17 protein-coding genes are annotated in these 20,896 nt (G+C 38.2%); 13 read left to right on the top strand and 4 right to left on the bottom strand.

Features of this window, described 5'->3' with window-relative positions:
* The first annotated feature begins 22 nt into the window (after nt 1-22).
* A complete protein-coding gene (locus RBU59_RS06310) occupies nt 23-2,404 on the top strand; it encodes an excinuclease ABC subunit UvrA (protein WP_308147034.1) in 2,382 nt (793 codons plus the stop codon).
* A 117-nt stretch (nt 2,405-2,521) separates the two neighbouring features.
* Nucleotides 2,522-3,496 carry a serine hydrolase domain-containing protein gene (locus tag RBU59_RS06305; protein ID WP_308147033.1) on the top strand — a complete coding sequence of 325 codons (975 nt, stop codon included), beginning with the start codon at nt 2,522-2,524 and terminating at the stop codon, nt 3,494-3,496.
* Between the two features lie 151 nt (nt 3,497-3,647).
* On the opposite strand, the gene RBU59_RS06300 is transcribed toward RBU59_RS06305, so the two are convergent.
* Entirely contained in the window at nt 3,648-4,265 is a 618-nt protein-coding gene (locus tag RBU59_RS06300) for a TetR/AcrR family transcriptional regulator (RefSeq protein WP_308147032.1), read from the bottom strand.
* Between the two features lie 170 nt (nt 4,266-4,435).
* Here RBU59_RS06300 and RBU59_RS06295 point away from each other — a divergent pair, with 170 nt between their 5' ends.
* Nucleotides 4,436-5,881 (top strand): MDR family MFS transporter, encoded by a 1,446-nt coding sequence (locus RBU59_RS06295; RefSeq protein WP_308147031.1) that lies wholly within the window; start codon nt 4,436-4,438, stop codon nt 5,879-5,881.
* Nucleotides 5,882-6,007: 126 nt separating this feature from the next.
* Here RBU59_RS06295 and RBU59_RS06290 read toward each other — a convergent pair whose 3' ends face one another.
* The 3 genes from RBU59_RS06290 to RBU59_RS06280 all read right to left on the bottom strand — a co-directional run bounded on the left by RBU59_RS06290 (nt 6,008) and on the right by RBU59_RS06280 (nt 10,104).
* The gene (locus tag RBU59_RS06290) at nt 6,008-7,906 is read right to left on the bottom strand and encodes a serine hydrolase domain-containing protein (protein WP_308147030.1); all 1,899 of its coding nucleotides are present in this window, start codon (nt 7,904-7,906) and stop codon (nt 6,008-6,010) included.
* A gap of 112 nt (nt 7,907-8,018) precedes the next feature.
* Entirely contained in the window at nt 8,019-9,407 is a 1,389-nt protein-coding gene (locus tag RBU59_RS06285) for a sensor histidine kinase (protein ID WP_308147029.1), read from the bottom strand.
* 1 nt (nt 9,408) lies between these two features.
* Nucleotides 9,409-10,104 carry a response regulator transcription factor gene (locus tag RBU59_RS06280; protein WP_308147028.1) on the bottom strand — a complete coding sequence of 232 codons (696 nt, stop codon included), beginning with the start codon at nt 10,102-10,104 and terminating at the stop codon, nt 9,409-9,411.
* A gap of 257 nt (nt 10,105-10,361) precedes the next feature.
* On the opposite strand from RBU59_RS06280, the gene RBU59_RS06275 reads away from it, so the two are divergent.
* The 10 genes from RBU59_RS06275 to RBU59_RS06230 all read left to right on the top strand — a co-directional run bounded on the left by RBU59_RS06275 (nt 10,362) and on the right by RBU59_RS06230 (nt 20,739).
* Complete coding sequence (locus tag RBU59_RS06275; RefSeq protein ID WP_308147027.1) at nt 10,362-10,904, top strand: beta-class carbonic anhydrase; 543 nt, start codon at nt 10,362-10,364, stop codon at nt 10,902-10,904.
* 391 nt (nt 10,905-11,295) lie between these two features.
* Nucleotides 11,296-11,994: a response regulator transcription factor gene (locus tag RBU59_RS06270; protein ID WP_308147026.1), complete on the top strand. Its 699-nt coding sequence runs from the start codon at nt 11,296-11,298 to the stop codon at nt 11,992-11,994.
* Nucleotides 11,991-13,388, top strand: coding sequence for a sensor histidine kinase (locus RBU59_RS06265; RefSeq protein WP_308147025.1), 1,398 nt, complete (start codon nt 11,991-11,993; stop codon nt 13,386-13,388). The genes RBU59_RS06270 and RBU59_RS06265 overlap by 4 nt, the downstream gene beginning before the upstream one ends.
* Before the next feature lie 106 nt (nt 13,389-13,494).
* The gene (locus RBU59_RS06260) at nt 13,495-14,247 is read left to right on the top strand and encodes a hypothetical protein (RefSeq protein WP_308147024.1); all 753 of its coding nucleotides are present in this window, start codon (nt 13,495-13,497) and stop codon (nt 14,245-14,247) included.
* Nucleotides 14,248-14,395: 148 nt separating this feature from the next.
* Nucleotides 14,396-15,703, top strand: coding sequence for an alpha/beta hydrolase family protein (locus tag RBU59_RS06255; RefSeq protein ID WP_308147023.1), 1,308 nt, complete (start codon nt 14,396-14,398; stop codon nt 15,701-15,703).
* 32 nt (nt 15,704-15,735) lie between these two features.
* The gene (locus RBU59_RS06250) at nt 15,736-16,188 is read left to right on the top strand and encodes a LytTR family DNA-binding domain-containing protein (protein WP_308147022.1); all 453 of its coding nucleotides are present in this window, start codon (nt 15,736-15,738) and stop codon (nt 16,186-16,188) included.
* The gene (locus RBU59_RS06245) at nt 16,181-16,618 is read left to right on the top strand and encodes a hypothetical protein (RefSeq protein ID WP_308147021.1); all 438 of its coding nucleotides are present in this window, start codon (nt 16,181-16,183) and stop codon (nt 16,616-16,618) included. Before RBU59_RS06250 ends, RBU59_RS06245 begins: the two co-directional genes overlap by 8 nt.
* Before the next feature lie 239 nt (nt 16,619-16,857).
* Nucleotides 16,858-18,105 carry an FtsX-like permease family protein gene (locus RBU59_RS06240; protein WP_308147020.1) on the top strand — a complete coding sequence of 416 codons (1,248 nt, stop codon included), beginning with the start codon at nt 16,858-16,860 and terminating at the stop codon, nt 18,103-18,105.
* A 16-nt stretch (nt 18,106-18,121) separates the two neighbouring features.
* On the top strand, nt 18,122-18,808 hold the full coding sequence (locus RBU59_RS06235; RefSeq protein WP_308147019.1) for an ATP-binding cassette domain-containing protein: 687 nt from the start codon (nt 18,122-18,124) through the stop codon (nt 18,806-18,808).
* Complete coding sequence (locus RBU59_RS06230) at nt 18,805-20,739, top strand: FtsX-like permease family protein (protein ID WP_308147018.1); 1,935 nt, start codon at nt 18,805-18,807, stop codon at nt 20,737-20,739. The genes RBU59_RS06235 and RBU59_RS06230 overlap by 4 nt, the downstream gene beginning before the upstream one ends.
* The last annotated feature ends 157 nt before the right edge of the window (nt 20,740-20,896 follow it).

The following is a 20,896-nucleotide window of genomic DNA, read 5'->3' as shown; positions in this document are numbered from 1 at the left end:
AAATCGATTCAGAGGTGAGCATATGGAAGAAATCAAGATTCAGGGAGCACGAATCCATAATCTGAAAAATATTAATCTAACAATTCCCAAACGGCAGCTGGTGGTTCTTACCGGTATCAGTGGTTCCGGTAAATCCAGTCTTGCTTTTGATATTCTATTTGAGGAGGGTAAGAACCAGTATCTAAGGTCGATTGGCATTCTGGCCGGACTTGATAACGAGGAACGGTTCGATAGTATGGAGGGCATCGGTCCTACGGTGGCAGTACGCCAGAATACAATAAGGCAGAGTAATCCCCGCTCTACAGTTGGTACAAAGACAGGTATTCTTAATCAGCTGGCTCTGATTTATGCCAGTGACGGTAATACTTCGGATGTGAATAGGGAACATCTCTCGCCAGGTTGCTTTCTCTATACAACGGCCGAGGGCATGTGTCTTAGCTGCCAGGGCAGAGGTTCTTATCACGATATCAATCTGGGGCAGTTGATTCCAGATAAAACAACATCCCTTTCAAAGGTTTATGAAAACCTTCAGGTAACAGATGGTTACCTGCGGATTCTAAAGAAGAAATACGGTATTTATTTTGATACCCCATTCTGGGAACTCCCGGAAGATATTTTGGGTCAAGTAGTCTACGGAATGTATGACAATGGTAAACAAAGCTACTGTCTCGAGCGAATATTAAAAAATGCTTATGAAAAGGGAGAGGATGTGGAAGAGTACTATGAGAAGATTACATGTACAACCTGTCATGGGGACCGAATCGGTGAAGAAGCAAGAGAAGTATTCCTTGGTGGGAAACAAATCGGTCAGTTGGGACAGATGACACTGTCCGGTCTTCTCCATTTCCTAAATGTAATACCGGAGGAAGAATTATCTCAGTTTGGCAGGAATGTGGCAAAAAATGTGAAGGAGAAGTTAAAACATCTGATCCGGTTTCGCTTAGGACATCTGACTCTTTACAGGGAGATGGCTTCCTTAAGCGGTGGCGAGGTACAACGAATTTTTCTCCATCTCCATCTGGAATCCGGGCTGGATTCCCTGATCTATATCTTTGATGAACCGATGGCAGGATTACATCCGTCAGAGAAACAAAGTATGATCAATGCGGTAATGGAATTAAGAGACCTTGGTAACACCGTGCTTGTAGTGGAGCATGATAAAGAGATGATTCGGTTTGCAGACCATATTATCGAGATTGGTCCGAAAGCCGGTTCTGAAGGAGGAACGGTAGTCTACCAGGGGGATTACGAAGAATATACAAAAGCAGATACGCTGCTTAGTCAGTATTTTAACGGCAAACGTTTGATGTCGGAACGGTCAGTCAGAAAACATATCCTTGATAAAGAAGACTGTCTTACTCTTGAACATGCTAATACCCATTGTTTAAAGGATTTAACTGTAACCTTCCCGCTTCACGCTATGGTCGGGATTGCCGGGTTATCAGGGAGTGGTAAGAGTTCCCTGATTGAGATACTACTGAAACGATTAGCCAGTGCATACAAAGCAGAAAAAGTATATGCAAGCAGAGCTGGAAAATCATATGTATGCAAATCCAAAAAAGCACATATAAGTCAATTCTGGAATGATATTGACTGTAAAGCAGGCTATGCAGCAGGGATAACGGGAGTGGAACGGATCAGCAGTTTTATTAAGATATCCCAGGAGCCCATTGGAAGAAATGTCAATTCTACACCTGCCTCTTATATTGGCATCTGGGATAAGATACGGGCTCTTTTTGCAGAACAGCCGGAAGCAAAAATGAGAAATAAATGTGCCGGTCATTTTTCCTTTCATTCGAAAGGAGCATGCCCGGACTGTGGCGGCAGTGGTTATGAAAGGATCTTTCTTACCTCTGATTTTTCCGTAGATAAGCTCTGTAAGACGTGTCATGGCAAGCGGTTTAATGAAGAAAGTCTTTCTGTAGATTATAAAGGAAAAACAATTGCCGATGTGTTAGATATGAGTATAAGAGAAGCAGTTTCCTTTTTTGACGGTCAGTATAACATTGTGAAACCCTTATGTATCCTGGAGCAGATAGGCATGGGGTATTTAAAACTCGGCCAGCCGTCTTCTACTTTAAGCGGTGGTGAAGCACAGAGAGTGAAGCTTGCCAAAGAGCTGGGACGGCAGGTAAAAGGCAATATCCTCTATGTACTGGATGAACCAACGACCGGACTTAGCCTATATGATACGGCGTTGCTGTTAAAGCTATTAGATCAGCTGGTGGAAGAGGGCAATTCGGTGATTGTCATTGAACACAATACAGAGGTCTTAAAGAGTTGTGATTATATCATTGAACTTGGTCCGGAAGGGGGGGACATGGGAGGAGAAATCATAGCAAAAGGAACACCGCAACAATTAATAAATAATTCAAACTCTAAGACGGGGAGGTATCTGGTGTGAATAGTCTCGCGAAAGACATGCGAGCCAAAAGCCTCGGGTGCGAGGCTTGGAAGAATAGCATAAGACGCTATTCTTCAGGATTTATGCCCATCAGTATTTGGTAAGAAAGGAGTCTATGTGGATCAAAGAAAAAAGATATTGTTAGAAAAGATAATAAACGGCAGCTATAGCAATACAGCAGGTTTAGTTGTTTTAAAAGACGGTAAAATACGATATGAAAATTACTTTAACGGATATACGGCTGTTAATGCAGTTCATGTAGCATCGGTGACAAAAAGCATTTTTTCTGCACTGATTGGAATCGCCATAGAGAAAGGATATATCAAAAGTATAGACAAGAAAGTATTGGATTTTTTCCCGGATTACGATGTTAGTAGAGACGAAAAAACGATACAGAGCGTCACAATCAGAAATATGCTCACAATGACGGCTCCATATAAATATAAAAAGGAACCATATGAACAGTTTTTTGCAAGCGAAAACTGGATAAAAGCTGCACTGGATTTATTGGGAGGCAAAAGGCAGGCGGGACAATTTACGTATTCTGCCATTATAGGAACACATATTCTGTCGGGCATTTTTGTAAAAGCAACTGGACAATCCGTGCTGGATTTTGCAGTAGAAAATTTATTTTCTCCATTGGAAATCCATGTTGAACACAGTGTGATATTACATGATAAAGAAGAGCAGCTTGCCTTTTTTAAGGAGAAAAATGTTAGCGGATGGGTTGCCGACCCGCAAGGAATAAATACAGCAGGCTGGGGGCTTTCCCTGACACCTGTGGATATGGCAAAAATAGGTCAGTTATACTTAGACGGCGGAATATGGAGGGATAAGCAAATAATACCGGCGTGGTGGATTAAGGAGAGTACAAAGGAACATAGCAGGTGGGGAAAATTTGCTTATGGATATCTATGGTGGATTATTGATGATAAAGAACAGATCTATGCAGCTATGGGAGACGGCGGAAATGTAATCTATGTCAATACAAAGAAAAGAATGGTAATTTCCATCGCTTGTTTTTTTGTGCGACATGCTAAAGACAGATTGAAACTTATTAAGGAATATATCGAGCCGGTGTTTGAAAATTGAGTTCAGCAATCATCCTGGCAATAATGTGTAAAGTATTTTGAATTATAAATAGGTAGAAAGCGGGCCGAAAAATGCAGGTGGGGGTCCGCTTTTGAGAAGCCCTGCCGGGCGGGATGCACACGAATGCAAAAAGGTAGATGTCACTTTCTTCTTAGTTGATGACACCTGCATGGATATAAACAATAGGAAGAAATATATCGTCAATAATCTGAGTTATAGCTTCGTCAGATACGGGCTCCAGCTTAGTAATCAGCTCGTACTGTAATAAATCTAGTGGTAACGAGATGATCCGGGGTGTCAGCTTTTTAAGACTTATCTCACCACGAAGTTCCGCATTTTTTAAAATCCCTGTAATGGCAGTTGTTATTTTATTTACTAATCTCCGCTCATTTATTTGCGGCATGGATGTAATGATAGTTCGCCACACAAATGGTTCCATAAAAAGTCCCCGGATTGTCTGCCCACCGATTAGGTTCATTGGCTCAACACGCTCATGCAGATAGGTATACATATCGTTACGCAGGTTTCCGGTATTTGGTATCTCATCTGTGATTTTTGGTATGTTTTTATGAATGGCGGAAATTACAAGCTCTGTCTTATTGTGCCAGCGGCGATAAAGAACAGCCTTATTTGTTCCCGCCCGGGTTGCAATACTTTCCATAGTCATATCCGTATAGCCGGTAGTGGAGAGTTCCTCCCATGCGGCTTTAAGAATAGCTTCTTCCAGGATTCCCCCGCGGCGGCGAGTATCTTTCTTTTTTTCATCCATTTTTAATACCTCCTAATCTAATGATTTATCTCTCTTGTGAACTTGTATATAGAAAACGTATAGTTTCTTATTTTTTTGTAAGAAATCCATCTTGAATAAGAATTAAATTAATCATATCATAATCACATAAGAAACTCAAGGTTTTCTAACTGAGTGAAAGGAGATTATTCATGAGTAAAGAAAATTTAAAACCAGCAAAAGAAAAACTCGATCCAATCGTACTAAGAGTTGCCATTGTTCTTGTTGTAGGCGCGCTGGCACCGCTGTTTGATTCAACGATGGTCAATGTAGCGATTCATACAATTGCTGATGATATGAAAGCAGCCGTTTCTGCCGTACAGTTTGTGACGACAGGATATATTCTGGCGATGGGGCTGGTCGTTCCGATTTCCGGATGGGCTACAAAACGATTCGGCTGTAAACGACTATACATCTTTTCATTGGTGATTTTTTTGATTGGCTCTGTCTGTACTATGCTGTCATGGAGTTTAGAAAGCATGATTGTTTTCCGGGTGATTCAGGGTGTCGGTGCCGGTTTATTGATGCCGGTACTGCAAACAGAATTGGTCCAGGTTTCCGGTGGGCACAATGTCGGGCGGATTATGGCGATTGTCAGCATACCCAGTCTGCTTGGACCGATCCTAGGTCCAGTATTGGGAGGAATTATCGTTAACAGCCTGAACTGGCGCGCCATCTTCTGGGTTAATATTCCAATCTGCATTGTTGCGATTATATTAGCTTTTTGGGGAATACCGGTTGATAAACATTCGGATAAGAAAGCATCTCTTGATGTGTTTGGTTTGTTATTGCTCTCACCAGCGTTTGCTCTTCTAATTTATGGCATTGCCCAGATTGGAATACAAGGGGGTATAAACAGCGGTGTTGTTTATGTCCCCTTAAGTATTGCTATCGTTTTGATGGCATCCTACGTCGCTTATGCTCTAAACACGAAACGGGAACCAGCTCTGAATCTGCGGTTGTTCAAATCTGTTAATTTTTCAGCTTCTAATATCCTGCTGCTTTTCAGTGGAATCATTACGAACGGTGCTTTGCTGCTGCTGCCGCTTTATTATCAAGAAGTGTGTGGTACAAGCGCCCTTTCAGCCGGTTTATGGCTGCTCCCCCAAGGAATAGGTATGCTTCTTACCAGAAGCTGGGCTGCAAAAGCGGCCGATCGTAATGGCTCGCGTAATATCGTACTGATGAGCCTAGCTGCGATTGCGGTCGGCACACTTCCGTTTGCCTATTCGGGCACGGATACGAATATGATATTTTTAGCTGTCGCTTTGTTAATAAGAGGGTCGGGTCTTGGCGGTTTGTTTATTGCAATTATGACATCTGCACTTATTGGACTTCAAAGTGATCAGGTTCCTCATGCAAGTACTGCCACAAGAATTTTTCAGACCATAGGCGGGGCTTTTGGTTCGGCAATTCTTGCGACTGTTGTTCAAAACCAAATGGCGAACCATTCTGAATCCAATCTTCATGCAATTTCTAGTGCATTTAATGTTTCTTTCTGGTGGGCCATAGGTTTTACTGTAGTTGCAGTGATTCCCGCAATATTTTTGCCAATGCATAAAAAGGCAGAACTGGAAACGATTCACCAGGAAAAATAATCTGTTAAGTTCTCAGCTCGGACGGGATATTAATATAATTAATCAAAGCTATAGTATATTGGCTGCCATCAGGCTTGAAAATAGAACCTGTTAGCAGCCGTAACTGATTAACGGAGAGTAAATTTATTACCAGAATTTATACATTTCCCAATATACAATATTGATCGTAAATATTATACCCGTAACAGATGTGAGAATATAGACGATTTTATGTTTGGTTGTACATTTCATGGTTTTTAATTTTATAATTAAGTGTAGTGTGTAAGCAATCGGTATCAGAGCGCATATACCTGAGAATAAAAATTGCCAAACAGGTACTTTATTGGGGTCATTTAATTCTGACAGAATATTCAATGTGTTTAAGAGAATCATCAGGTTAAGGAAGGCTTTTTCAATATTGATAGAAGACAGGTTTGCTTTCTTTTTCTTAATCCTATTAATTAGAAAACAGACAATATCTGCTATAAGTGAAAAAGCTGCAAATAAAATTGAGAATGCAAATAAATATAACAAGATTACCTGCAGATAACCTAAAGTACTGTTTATCTTAATGTAATCATTTGAAGGCAAATGTAAACATATTGTCCCATTTGCATTTTCTGTTAACGATATGTTAAGGCCTGGCATCATATCGGATGTGTAGGCAGTGCCGCTTATCTTTTTCAAGTGCGTTCCGCCGAAAGGAAGCAATAATGATCTTAAATACAAGTCTCCGTTTTCTTTCGAATATAAACGTACAAGGGAAAAGAGTGTACTGTATATTTTATAATGTCCTTTCGTAACGGTTCTTGTATTGAGATAAATGCCACTAATTTTTTTAGGTATAGAATTTTTGGTAAACGTTGAGTCATTGTTGCTTGCTTCATTGGCAGACGATCCGAATACTTTTGTAATACTGTTGGAAGCATAGATATTATTGTCACATTGATTCGTTAATACTGCATATCCAATACCGGCTGTAGGATCAAATCCAAGAAAGGAGGTACAACCGGCCGTACCGCCATTGTGAAATAGTATCTGGTTTTTCCCGTTTAGCATAAAAAATCCATGATAACAACCCGGTATATTTGTACCGTAGATGTAGTATGAGGGAGATAATAATTCTTTTAAAGTATGATTACTTTTAAATAAAGGAGTTATTGATCCTGCTTCTGGGAAAAAAGCCTTACCGTACGTTGCAAAGTCTTCTATTGTTCCCACAATACTTCCCGCAGGATATAGTGATAGATAACTGAACCCGTTTCCGAGAAGTTGATTGTCAGTTGAGTAACATTTTAATTGTAAGCGTTTTTCACCAATTTGAGGATTATCTGAAAAGTCCGGTGCGATTGATGTATGCTTCAAACCCAGAGGTTCAAATATATTCATATTCACATATTCATAGAAAGGTTTTCCGGTAATACACTCCACCACATATCCGGCAACAGCTGCCCCATAATTCGAATAAGCCTGCACAGTACCGGGTTTAAAGATTTGCTCCGGTTCAGCATCCTGTAATGCTTCACCAAGTGGTTTGATATCATCTTTGTTTTCAACCCAGAGCTCCAGGCATTCCTGCCAGCCTGCCGTATGATTCATAAGCATTCGCATGGTGATGGGAGTATCATATTTGATTTTAGAAAAAAAATCAGGTGGCAGATATTCTTTAATATCAGTGTCCAAATCAATTTTCCCTTGTTCTTTTAGCTGCAAAACGCTGACCCAGACAGTAGTTTTCGTAACGGAGCCCCAGTCAAATACAGTTTGATTATCCACCAGGGTTTTGTTTTTAATATCGGAGTAACCATAACACTTCTGAAATACGTCACCTTTACTGTTAAAGATTTCAATGGCAGTACCTGCGGTTTGGCTTTGATTTTCTTTGTAGTAATCATCAAAAACCTTTTCAATGTCAGAACAATGAATTCCGGAGGGTAAGGTGGTTTCTGCAGCGGATACCGGCATAATGACTAAAGCAGCTAATAAACAGGCAGATAAAATTGTGCCTAAAATAACTTTTAACAATATTCTCTTCTTATAACTCATAATAAACTTCCCTTCATTTCAAATAATTCAGCCATATTCTTTTTGTCTGGCTTCACTAATAAAGAGTAGTCTATAGACATTAAATTAAATTTATAGGAATCTTACACCAATGTTAAATTTTTTCCAGGTCTGGAATGGTTAAGCAGATTTCAAATAATTTGTCTTTATATCCACAAGAAACTGTTCCGCCATGCAGGGTAATTATCTTTTCCACAATACTAAGACCGAGACCTGCACCTTCAGGAGATAGGGATTTAGCATGATTTGACCTGACAAAAGCTTTGGTAAGATTGTTATTATTATCATGTTTCAGTATAGTCCCATTGGTAAAGGTAATTCTTACATATCCACAACTTTCGAGCAGACTTATATGCAGTGCTGTATTTTCCTCCCGGTATTTTAATGCATTATCCAATATATTTGAGATTGCCCGTTTTAACTGTTCTGCATCTCCGTTGATGTTTACCTCTTGATCAGGTATGTCAAAGACTGTCCTTAATCCGGAAGCCTCAAGTTCATCATATCTTTCAATCAAAGTTGCTTTTAATAGTTCCGTGATATCCATTTTTACAAGGTTAAATACATCCTTGGCATTTTCCATTTTGGCAAGCAGAAAGAGGTCTTTGACCAGTTTGTCAGCCCGAGAGCTGTTTTCTGAAATTATATCCACATATTGTTCAATCTTTTTCTTTTCAGCATCCCAATCTAAATTCTTTATAAGGTCTGCATATCCTTTAATACTCATAAGCGGATTTTTTAAATCATGGGATATATCAAGCATTAATTTCTTAAGGTTTTCTTCATTTTGCTTTGTATGGTTTATTTCATGGGAAATTTTTTCTGACATTAGATAAAATGCTTCCTGGACGTTGTGTATTTCACTTATATTACTATCCGGAGCTGGAAGCTCATAGCAACCGCTTTTAATGCAGTCCGCTTCATTTCTCAGCTGGGACAGCGGTTTTTTTAGTGAGGCAGAAGTCAGGATAGAATAAATCACAATACTCAGAAGCGAAAGACTCAGACAGATAATTACGGCAATAAAGAAGAACAGAATGGAAGTATAACCACTGCTGTTATCAAGATATAATAATATTTCGAATCTGACCTGCCTGGGTCGGGTGATAATAAGCCAAAAATTATTGTGTTCATTATATTTAACAGAGATATCATAAGAACTGTCATCTGCGGAAACGAGAAAATCCGTGAATTCTGATTTTGGAATCGGAGTTGCAGTAAATATTTGCTTTCCTACAGAACGAAGTAGATTGTAATTACGGTCGATAACATACAAACCTCCTCCGATTTTTGAAATTTCGGTATAGTCGATTTTCTTATAATCATCATTCATCAGCTTATCAGCAGAAAGCATTACTTTCGATTTAGACTGTTCATTCTCAAAATAAAATGCTGTTATTGTTAATACTAAAGAAAGTAAAAAGAGTATAAGTATAATGATATAATTACGGGTGAAAATCTTGGATAAAGTATTTTTCTTCATATCAGCAATCATAATCCTTTACTGAAAATTTGTATCCTAGACCTCTGACAGTATGTATGCATTTTCTGGTATTCGTTTCTACTTTACTGCGAAGTCTGCTAAGTGTTGCAGTAATGGTATTATCATCAAAACAATATTCATCTTCCCATACTGCATTATATAGTTGTTTTTTTGTAAGTGTTCTGTTGGGATTCTTCATAAAATAGGCCATTAATTTATATTCCTTTGCAATCAGAGGTATTTCTTCTCCACCAATAAGCAGAAGTCTTTTCTCTTCATCCAGAGTGTAACAACCCTCAATAATAGGTGTTTTATATGACTGGTTCGTATCATATATTTTAATTCTTCTAAGAAGAGCTTCTGTTCGCGCGGCTAATTCCTCCATACTAATCGGCTTTACAAGGTAATCATCCGCACCCAGCCCGAGACCTAAAATTTTATCCATATTTTCATCACGTGCAGATAAAAAGATAACAGGAATATTATTATCTTTACGTATTTCGCGAACGAGATTAAACCCATCCAGAAGAGGCATCATAATATCTGTAATAATAAGATCCATTGAATTTTTCTTCAGCTTTTCATATGCATCCATACCATTCACCGCAATAATACATTGATAACCCTTTTGTGTTAAGGTTTCTTTTATTAAGTTTCGTATATCCGGTTCATCATCAACAATCAGTATTGTATACATGGCAGCCTCCAAGAAAATAATTCAATAATTGTTATTTACCAACTTGTACCATATAACGGTTGTAAAGTCAACAATATTTCTTACTTACAGGCTGAATCATAGAGTTTGACGCTTGATTAATTACCAAAATGGGAATAGGGTTAGCAATTTACAATTTATGTATATTTACAACAGGCATAAGACATGATACACTTGAACATAAAAACGATGATATCAATATAAAACACAGATAATAAAAAGGAAAGGGATAAATTATTATGATTGATGAAATACTACAATATAATAAGGCTTTTGTTGAAAATAAAAGTTATGAAAAGTATATTACCAGTAAATATCCAAATAAAAAAATCGCTATAGTCACCTGTATGGATACAAGATTAACTGAATTGTTACCTGCAGCATTGGGGTTAAAGAATGGGGATGCAAAAATTATAAAAAATGCAGGAGGAATGATCTCCCATCCATTTGGAAGCGTAATGAGAAGTCTGCTAATAGGAATTTATGATTTAGATGTCCAGGAAATTCTTGTAATTGGTCATACCGATTGCGGTGCTATGTATACAGATAGTAAAAAAATGATAGAGAAAATGAAAGCGTTTGGTATAACGGAACAAAATATTGATATGATTAAGTATTATGGTATCGACTTTGATTCATGGTTGTCCGGTTTTATGGATTTAGATATTTCTATTAATAAAACTGTTGAACTGATACGTAAGCATCCATTAGTTCCGAAGAAAATAAAAGTTTATGGGTTGGTAATAGATTCTGTAACAGGTGAATTAACAAAGATTAATTAAACTAAATTTTTAATTGATGCTAATATAAAGACAAGATAATAAAGACAAGACAAATTACACGCTTAGCATTGAGCGTGTTTTTTTCTGCGGTACATATAATAGAGGAAGCATAGAAGATTAAACAGGGATAGTAATTGTCTACCCAGGGATCATTAAGGTGATAATAAGGATGACGGATATTTTATTCTATATAATTAAAATAAAATAAATAGGCAATTGCGAAACTCAAATATTGTCTCTATATGCCATGTAATTAATACAATTTCAGAGCTGAATCTTGCCCATAGGGCATATGAAGCTATGAAATTCGTATCAATTGCATGGTATATTCAAAAACTATATAGTTTCGCAATTGCCTAAATAATATAAATTACGAAAGGAGAATTCTAAGTTGAAAAAAATTCTTGTAATAGACGATGAGGCTGCAATTAGAGATCTGGTTGAATTGGTGTTAAAGAGGGAAAATTATCAGGTGAAAACGGCTGAAAATGGTGTTACCGGACTTATGGAGATAGGAGCCTTCCATCCGGATTTGGTTTTGCTGGATTTAATGTTACCGGACTATTCCGGATACGATCTTTGCAGGGAAATAGTTAAAAAATCTACAATTCCCGTTATAATGTTATCCGCAAAGAATGAGACTATAGATAAAGTGTTGGGGCTTGAGCTTGGGGCAGAAGATTATTTGACAAAGCCTTTTGATAATAGAGAACTTTTAGCAAGAATCAAAGTTGTGTTAAGAAGATATGAACCGAGTGACCGGATTAAAAACGATGATTCAGATCCGATTGTATGTGAAGAACTGGAAATTAATCCAGAAACTAAAAGGGTATTAAAGGGTGGAAATCTAATTTCTCTGACTGCAAAAGAATATAAAATTCTTGAAACTCTTTCAAAAAGACCCCTAAAGATTTTTACCAGAGATGAACTCCTGGAAATAATATGGGGGTACGATTATCTAGGTGACAGCCGGAGTGTTGACATGACAATTATGCGGCTGAGAAAGAAGCTGGAAGATGATTCCGAGAACCCGAAGTATGTAAAGACCATCTATGGATTCGGTTACCAATTTGGAGGTGATACCGAATGAAATATGCAACCAGGCTTCTGCTAAGTTATTTATTTTTCTCTATCTTATCCTTTTCCATTATTATTATCTGGGTAAATAAAGCGATTGAGCACTATAGCTTTATAACAATAGAGAAGCAGATGATGGAAAAAGCAGATATTTGTGAGCTTTCTTTTAGAGAAATACTTACAAGATATGAAAAATCAACAACTCAGGCAGATGCTTCCGTTTTGGCAAAGGATGTCCTTGAAGTTTTAAAAGCTTCAGGACGGGAAGTAAGAATCTATAATAATAATCTGAAGCTCTTAGGATCGGCTGCAAATGGAATAGAGGTTTATAACGGTTCTCCAAAAATTTATAGATCGAATATTAAAAATGCTTTGAAAGGAAATTATTCTTACACGGTTACGAATAAAAGCCTGATTTATTTTGCAATACCTATTCAAGATAATTATTATCAAAATGCTTATGTTTTCGAGATAGTAGAAGATATATCTTATTTTTACGATATTATGGATAAAATCAGATTTATATTAATAATCGGTGCAGGTGGGTTTATTATTCTAATCACTCTTTCAAGTTTGTATATTGCCCGTAGAACAACTAAGCCGATTAAATATCTTCTTAAGGCAACAGAAAAGTTTTCAAAGCAGCAATTTGACCGGGTTGAATTAAAAAGGAAAGATGAACTGGGGATGCTAGCAGCAGGATTAAATCAGATGGGTATTAAACTTAATGAATATATACAGTATCAAAAGCAGTTTATTTCCAATGTATCTCATGAGTTAAAGACGCCTCTTGCCGCAATTCGGGGCTTTTCTCAATATCTATACGAGGGTGAAAATGAGGATAAAGACTTAAAAAAGATTTACTTCCATCTGGAAAATGAATCCGAACGCCTTACAAAGCTAATAAATGAACTGTTAATTCTCTCCAGATTCGATAAAGCAACTAGCGAGCTAAACATAGATAAGGAAGATTTATCGGAATTAACGAAGCATGTTATTAAGGAGATGAAACCAAAAGCAGAAGAAAAAGAAATATTAATAGAAACAGATTTAAAAAATGGAGTCTGGGCGGATGTTAATAAAATACTGATGACTCATGCGATTGCAAATATTTTTGATAATGCAATTAAATACTCTAATGCAGGAGGACATATCAGAGTGGAGACTTCTGCTGTACAGAATACAGCAGTTATAAAAATTAGTGATCAGGGTATTGGAATTCATAAGAATGAACTTTTTATGGTACAGGAGAGATTTTACAGGGCGGAAAATTCTAACCTTGCAAAAGGTTCAGGGCTGGGACTTTCTCTTTGTAAAGAAATTGTTGAGAAGTTTAATGGACAGTTAATCATTGAAAGTGAAATTGGAGTTGGAACCAGCGTTTCACTCCTGCTTCCTTTCGTATAATGTTACAAGAATGATACTAGTTTGTTATTACTCTGATAAAGTTATTATTTATAATAACAATGTAACATAAACAAGTTAATTTAAAGTATTTGAAGGAGGAACAGCAATGAAAGTATTTAGAAAGATAGTTATTACGACCATGTTTATGGTATTTTGCGGAATGATCTTGGGGGGATGTGGGAAGAACGAAATTAAATCACCGGGAAATACATTAACGGATAAACCATCCGATATAGTAACAGATACCGGTAACAAATCCCAGACGGATAAACCAATCAATACAGCGGACGAAAACAAGACCGATACCTCGGCTGATACAGCAGATGCCGGTTCAGAGGAGGATTCTGAAGAAGTAATTAAAGAGGGAACGGTTAAGAAGAATGGAAATGTTGTTTTAAAACAGCTGGCATTTGTTTACCAGGAGAATACAATTGCCATTTCAGACAGTGTTGATGATCAGAAAATTGAGAGTATACTGGGGAAAGCAGAAGAAATCAAGTCTCATACTTATTCAAAAGAGGATGGGTTGAACATGGACCAGCTTAACGGAATGACTGAAAAGCAATACCAATATTCCGGGCTGCTTATAAAAACGATTCAAACAGCTGATGATAAGAAGTCAACTATCTTTAGTATTGAAATTACCGATCCGGATTATCCTACGGTAAGGAATATTAAAGTCGGAGATAGCTTTGAAAAGCTCAAAAACGCTTATCCTGAAGGAAATCTTACGGGAGGCGAATTGAGTGATCAAGAGGACGATTTTCGATATGAACCTGTTAATTATGTGGATGTAATGAGTTTTCATATAAAAGATAAGAAGGTTGAAAGTATCTTAATATATTCCCTAATAGATTAATCCGGTGAATTAATATAAAGAGATAAGTACTAAGATGCAACTTACCGGTACTTTTCGAATCTTACTGTTATCTATATTGAAGAAAAATAATACCTGTCATATATTTATCTTATACCCTGTATTATAGCCGGGAGAAAGAGGAGAATGTATGATAGGTATTATTATTTTTCTAATAACGTTAATGGCAGAAATAATATTTTTTGTAGTTAGGTTAAAGCAAAAAAGTCTTTTAAGGAAAGAAAAAGGCATTCTGAATGTGTTTCAGTTCACAGTATTTTTACTATTAATTGCAGCAGGTCTGGTGCATTGGGGATTTCGCTGGATGTTACTTTTCGGTTTATTATTTCTGAGAGGGTTGATAGGAATTGGGATATTGATTAGAAAGAAATCAGGAAAAGAGTATAGATTATCAGTTGCTATAACAGGATTCCTATTAAGTCTGATGATCATCACTATGGCAGCTATGCCATTTTTATTATTTCCGCAGTGTAAGTCCCTTCCGGTAAGCGGTAATTATGAAATAGCAACAGAAGTTTATACCTGGAAGGATGAAAAACGTCTTGAGACATTTGAAACCGATGGATCTAACCGCGAAGTGACAGTTCAGTTCTGGTATCCCAAAACTGAGAAGAATGAGAAATTTCCCCTTGTTGTTTTTTCCCATGGTGCCTTTGGGTTCCGAATGAGCAATTACTCCACTTATAACGAACTTGCCTCGAATGGTTATGTGGTATGCAGTATTGATCATCCTTATCATGCCTTTGTTACCAAACAGGCAGATGGGAAGATTATTACAGTGAACCCGGAATTCATGAAGAGTGTAGGCAGAATCAATGAGAAAGGAGTCTCGGAAAATGAGATTTTCGACATAACAAGGGATTGGATGAAGCTGCGCTGTGCTGACATGAATTTTATTCTGGATACAATAATAAAAAAAACCTCAGTCCAGCAGGAGGGCGGTGTTTTTGATCGGATTGACGTTACCAGGATAGGTCTTATGGGACATTCTCTTGGAGGAGCAACAGCTGTGACAGTAGGAAGACAAAGAACAGATATTGATGCAGTAATAGACCTGGATGGAACTATGCTTGGAGAAGAGATTTCCTGTATCGATAACAAATACACAATAAATGAAATTCCTTATCCGGTACCGCTCTTATGCATCGATACAACCGCACATTATAAGGAAGGGCTTAAGTATAAAGATCAATATGTGAATAACGTTATTTTGAAAAATGCGGCAGATGCCATGGAAACGCATTTTGATGGTGCCGAACATATGAATTTTACAGACCTTGTTTTCTTCTCACCGGCAATCGCGTCTATACTCGGAAGCGGAAAAATCAATAAAACAGATTGCATTCAAACCATGAATGAGGTAATCTTAGATTATTACAATCATTACCTAAAACAAATGGATAAACCTGATATAAAGGAATCCTATTCATTTCGATAGGACTATAAAAAACGGACGGGAATATATAAATTATGAGGGTAGAAATTACGAATATTCCGACACACCAACAGGAGCGGATATTGATCGAGTGCTATAAGGTTACTGAAGAAGTAGCTGAAATGATACAGTTCATAAAATCAAGGCAGGAAAGTATTGAGGGTTATGATGAAAGCGGAATTCATGTTATTTCGCTTTCCGATATTTATTACGTGGAAAGTGTAGATAACAGGGTCTATCTTTATTTGAAAGATTGTGTTTACGAGATAAAGATGTATCTTTACAAGTTTGAGGAGTTATATGGGGATAAGGAATTCTTCCGTTGCTCTAAGAATACTATAATAAACCTTATGAAGATACATGTTCTAAAACCTGCATTAAACAGCAGATTCTCAGCAGTTCTGACAAATGGGGAAAGTGTGATCATATCCAGAAAATATGTTTCAGAATTGAAGAAAAAACTGAGGGGAGGAACCAGGAATGAGTAAAACGGAGCATTTAAAAATAGTATTGATTAGTTTTTTTATTATAGTCACCTTAGTAAATGTGGCAATGGGTATTATGGGGCTGTGTTTTGAAAGAGAGCAGACATTTAGTTATGAAGCGTATTTTATGCCTCTTATTTATGGATTTCTTAGTATTATTCCGTTGATTTTCACCTATACAAAAAAAGAACTGACGTTAAAGCAGATGATTTTCAGAAAAGTCTTTCGACTTCTATTCCTGGAAGCATTGCTTACGAGCTTTGTCTTTTTAAATCATGTTGCCGAAGTCAGGGAGCTGCTGTGGTTTATACTTTCAGTCCTCATCATCTCGGTCTTAGTAAATGTGATTTTATGGTGGCTTGATAATCTCAAAGCAAAGGAACTTAATTCAGAGCTGGTAAAGTACCAGAAAAATCAAGGGAATACAGTATGACATTTAAACAGTACATTTAAACAGTTATCTTTATAAAGCAGCTGCAATATGTAAAATTATTTATTATAATGATACAATTATTTTGTATTTATACAACAAATGGTATATAATGGAAATATCTTAATAAGAGGAAAGCATCCGTAAGGGTGCTTACTTAAATTGATAAGTTTTGTGTTAGATGTTACCGTTTTTGTAAGAAATTACCTATAAGGAGAAATAATCAATCACAGAGGTGTGTTATGTTCTATCTGCAAAAGGCTTTTTTAAATGTAAGACGGCATAAGATGAAAAGTTTTCTCGTGGTTTTGGTTTGTATGCTGATTGAATTGCTTTTGTATTTATTTATCGGTGGTCTTAAGGCTAATTTGCAGCAGCTTGCCAGACTGCCGGAGGCTGTGTCAGTGTATGCACGAGTCAGTAATTTAAATGGTACGATGTCTTCGGGAGGAATCTTAATTCAGGAAAATGTAATTGATGGGTTGATAAAATCTCCTCATGTAACGGAGTTATTATATACCGTACAAATGGGGAGTGCTCTGGGGCAAATTAAAGAAAAAGATGTAATGTCTATGGAAACCGGAGATGTAACATTTCCTTTGTCCCTGGGCGTCAATACGCTTACCGCTTCCCCATCTCTGTCGGTGAAGAATATAGATTTTCTTAAGGGATATGGACCGGAATTTCTGGAAGAAGATAACGCATTGTGCATTGTTCGGGATCAGGATATGGAAAGAAACGGACTTTCAATCGGAGACAGCGTATGGATAACTCTCTTTTATCCCACTTACCCAAAAGACCGGTACGACCTCACCTATAATTGGCTGGGAGTATTCAAGGTAAAAATTGTTGGGTGTTATAGTGAGATGTGGAATAGTGCGGAAGACAGCAAACCTCCCCAGATCGTGTTTCCGTCAAAATGGGTCCGAAACTTGTATAAACAAGCCGGTGTCATGTTCTTTGCGGATTCCGTACGGTTTCGTGTGGCTGATCCTCTGAGTCTGAACGAGTTCAAAGGGGAGATGAAAAAACTGCACCTTATGCCGGTCATATCCCAGGCCCAGCATTCACATAGGGGTATTGCACTGACGGTGAATGATGAAACGTTCGTTCGGGCGGCCAGCCGTTTGGTGGATAATATTACACTCATGCGTGTATTTACTCCTTTTATTTTTGTAACGGTCGGTCTTGTAGGATTTGTGATGTCTTATCTGATGCTGCAAAGCAGGAAATCTGAAATTGCTATCATGCTCTCCCTGGGTATGAGCAGAAAAAATTGTTTTACATTGCTTTTTCTGGAAAACGCGGCACAAAATCTCATGGGAAGTGTAATTGGCGTATTAAGTGCGGCACTGTTAACGGAAGTAAGTGTGCTGCTGACTTTGGTAGTTACCGGGATATTTTTTGCCTGCTACATGGCCGGAACTATGGCAGCGATGATATTAATCGGAAGGTTCAGTGTAATGACTGTTTTATCGGCTCTGGAATAAACAGGAGGTAGTGATAATGCTAGAGGTAAAGGATGTAAGTTATACATACAGGAGTAAATACCAAACAATCGAGGCAGTGAAACATGTCACCTGCGATTTCTGTACGGGCCGGTTGTATGCTGTTATGGGACCGTCAGGCAGCGGTAAAAGTACGCTTTTGTCTTTACTTGCAGGTTTGGATCTGCCAACTTCAGGTGAAATATTAGTGGAAGGATCGGATATCGCTTCGATGGACAGGGACCACTACAGGAGAGAGACCGCTTCAGTGGTTTATCAGTCATTCAATTTGTTCCCCTTGCTAACCGCACTGGAGAACGTAATGTATCCTTTGGAACTGCAGGGGATAAAGAAAACAGAGGCAGTAAAAACCGCTAAGAGACTGATTATGGAGGTCGGGCTCGGTGAGAAAACGTACAAACAGTTTCCTGTGGCTATGAGCGGCGGAGAGCAGCAGCGTATAGCCATAGCCCGGGCGCTTGCGGCAGGCGGTAAGATCCTTCTTGCAGATGAACCCACCGGTAATCTGGATTCGGTGAATGAGGCAAATATAGTTGAATTATTGAAAAAATTGGCCCATGACCGGGGATATCTTGTAATTGTTATAACCCATAATCAATATGTTGGTTCACAGGCTGATGTGATCTATTGGATGCGGGACGGGCAGTTGACTCTGGATAGCGCTGCCGGGAGGATACAGGTATGAACATTTTCGTAAAAAGTATACGGCAAATGTTACGGACGCCCCTGCGTACGGCTCTGTTTTTGTTGCTTCTGCTTCTGTCTTCATCACTTCTTGCTTTAGGAGCTGGACTTTATGTTCTTAGCTCTGAGAACGTAAAACGACTGGACGAGGTTTTTGTTACCATTGGTATTGTAAAACAAAAACCGGCCGCACTGCATGAGCGGAAAGTATGGGATGCGGAAAAGAAGGAATTTGTTTCACAAGGACTGATGGCGGAATACGGTTCTGTCATTTCTGATAAGGTGTTAGATTTTGATGGAGCAAACTATATTCAGCCTCCGGTAAAAAGACCTTACTACGGAGCATATAATCCGGATTGGATAGTACATGAGCAGAACGTTTCCTTTTTACTTGTTTCGGAAATGAGACAGGAACTTCCGATTATGGAATTGGAACCGGTCGAGGATTGCATACCGGATCATCCGGTAAAATTGAAAATTAAAAGAGTTCTATACGGTACCGATAGTAAGCTGGAGGGTTGGGAAACTCTATTGTTTTGTGATCATTACAATCCAAATCCCCAGCCAATGTATGCCGGTAAGCGGTATGTTATGGCACTGGCTTTTAAACGGGGGCATAATAACTTTCCCAAATTAACAGTAGAATATTTCCCTGATTCTTTTACAAACAATTTAAGAGAATACCGGTCTTCTCCCCGTGAGGAAGAACCGCCTGTTACTTCCACACAATACCGTTCTGACGGGGAACGGATACCGGATCGTTTCCCGATGACTGCTCCATGGGATGAGGTGACAGATGGATTTTATGATACCCCTCGTGGACAGAGATGGCTGGAACTGGCAAAAGCAATGTACCTGTCTGAACAGACTATACCGGTTGTACCTACAGACAGTACTGAACTTCTGATGTCATTTTATAATGGCAACTCCAATATCATTGAAGGCCGTGACATCACGGAGGAAGAATACAGGGAGGGACAACGGATTTGCTTAATAAGCCGGGAATTTGCAAAAATGAATGGGTTTTCTGTGGGGGATAAATTAACACTTCCACTGTATTATGCAGATTACCGAGACTCTGCCGGAAGGGATTTTTCACCTGGTGACAAACTATTAGGTATATCTGATCATTTGCTGAATGCCCAGGGCAGGCATTATGAAGTTTTTGATGAAAACGAATATACAATAGCCGGTATATATAATGAAATTAATAAGGTGGCACGGTCCACCGGTTATGATATGCCTTCAAATGCGGTCGTGATACCCGCCGCATCGGTAAAAAACAGTGACGAAGATAATATACTTGATTATGGACCCATGATGGGGTACAATACTGTATTTCGAATTCCCAACGGAACAATCGAATCTTATATGAAAGTTTGGGAAAAACAAGGGGTTGACGATCTTGAGATTACTTTTTATGATAAAGGATACACAAAGATAAAGGAAGGGTTGGAGCAAATCAAGGAAATTGCCTTAGCTTTGTTTATTTCAGGTATACTGACTGCGACCCTGATTTTATTGTTTTTTTGCCAGATCTTCATAGGTAAACAAAAAAAAAGGACAGCAATCGAGCGTTCTCTCGGTATGAACAAAAGGGCTTGTACGATTTCTCTGCTGTCAGGAATCATCGTAATTGCACTGTTAGGCAGTATTGCAGGTACAATGATGGGATACTTACTAACGGGTAATGCTATGAAACAGTTTACCGGACAGGTACAAGCTGAAACATTCAGTACGCTCTACAGTAATTGGGCCGGTGCTTCTGACTCGGAACTTAATGTACAGCTTGATACCTCTTTAATTGGTCCTTGGGTTTATATTTTGACCGGAGTGTTCATGGTTATATTATCAGCAGGTATTTCCTTAGCAAGGATACGTGGTAATCTGAAAAGCGAGCCATTAAAACTGTTGAGTATGAGGGATACATAAAGAATTGCTGGAATTGAACCATATGTTTTGAATATCTTTTTCCAGTGCCTATTTGTAGATATTGCTTTCGTTATAGGAGAAATTTATTATCCGCTATGGGTCTGATTAAAAAATCAGACCTTATTCATTTACGGGGATAGTTCTCTGAACTTCCATA

The sequence above is a fragment of the Anaerocolumna sp. MB42-C2 genome, assembly GCF_030913705.1.
GTDB lineage: Bacteria > Bacillota > Clostridia > Lachnospirales > Lachnospiraceae > Anaerocolumna.
This window is presented reverse-complemented; position numbering and strand designations above follow the sequence as displayed.

Coding starts and splice junctions, on each gene's coding strand:
- RBU59_RS06260 (WP_308147024.1), top strand. CDS start 13,495: ATGAAAGTATTTAGAAAGATAGTTATTACGACCATGTTTATGGTATTT.
- RBU59_RS06300 (WP_308147032.1), bottom strand. CDS start 4,265: ATGGATGAAAAAAAGAAAGATACTCGCCGCCGCGGGGGAATCCTGGAA.
- RBU59_RS06250 (WP_308147022.1), top strand. CDS start 15,736: ATGAGGGTAGAAATTACGAATATTCCGACACACCAACAGGAGCGGATA.
- RBU59_RS06230 (WP_308147018.1), top strand. CDS start 18,805: ATGAACATTTTCGTAAAAAGTATACGGCAAATGTTACGGACGCCCCTG.
- RBU59_RS06310 (WP_308147034.1), top strand. CDS start 23: ATGGAAGAAATCAAGATTCAGGGAGCACGAATCCATAATCTGAAAAAT.
- RBU59_RS06265 (WP_308147025.1), top strand. CDS start 11,991: ATGAAATATGCAACCAGGCTTCTGCTAAGTTATTTATTTTTCTCTATC.
- RBU59_RS06240 (WP_308147020.1), top strand. CDS start 16,858: ATGTTCTATCTGCAAAAGGCTTTTTTAAATGTAAGACGGCATAAGATG.
- RBU59_RS06290 (WP_308147030.1), bottom strand. CDS start 7,906: ATGAGTTATAAGAAGAGAATATTGTTAAAAGTTATTTTAGGCACAATT.
- RBU59_RS06285 (WP_308147029.1), bottom strand. CDS start 9,407: ATGAAGAAAAATACTTTATCCAAGATTTTCACCCGTAATTATATCATT.
- RBU59_RS06245 (WP_308147021.1), top strand. CDS start 16,181: ATGAGTAAAACGGAGCATTTAAAAATAGTATTGATTAGTTTTTTTATT.
- RBU59_RS06295 (WP_308147031.1), top strand. CDS start 4,436: ATGAGTAAAGAAAATTTAAAACCAGCAAAAGAAAAACTCGATCCAATC.
- RBU59_RS06235 (WP_308147019.1), top strand. CDS start 18,122: ATGCTAGAGGTAAAGGATGTAAGTTATACATACAGGAGTAAATACCAA.
- RBU59_RS06275 (WP_308147027.1), top strand. CDS start 10,362: ATGATTGATGAAATACTACAATATAATAAGGCTTTTGTTGAAAATAAA.
- RBU59_RS06255 (WP_308147023.1), top strand. CDS start 14,396: ATGATAGGTATTATTATTTTTCTAATAACGTTAATGGCAGAAATAATA.
- RBU59_RS06280 (WP_308147028.1), bottom strand. CDS start 10,104: ATGTATACAATACTGATTGTTGATGATGAACCGGATATACGAAACTTA.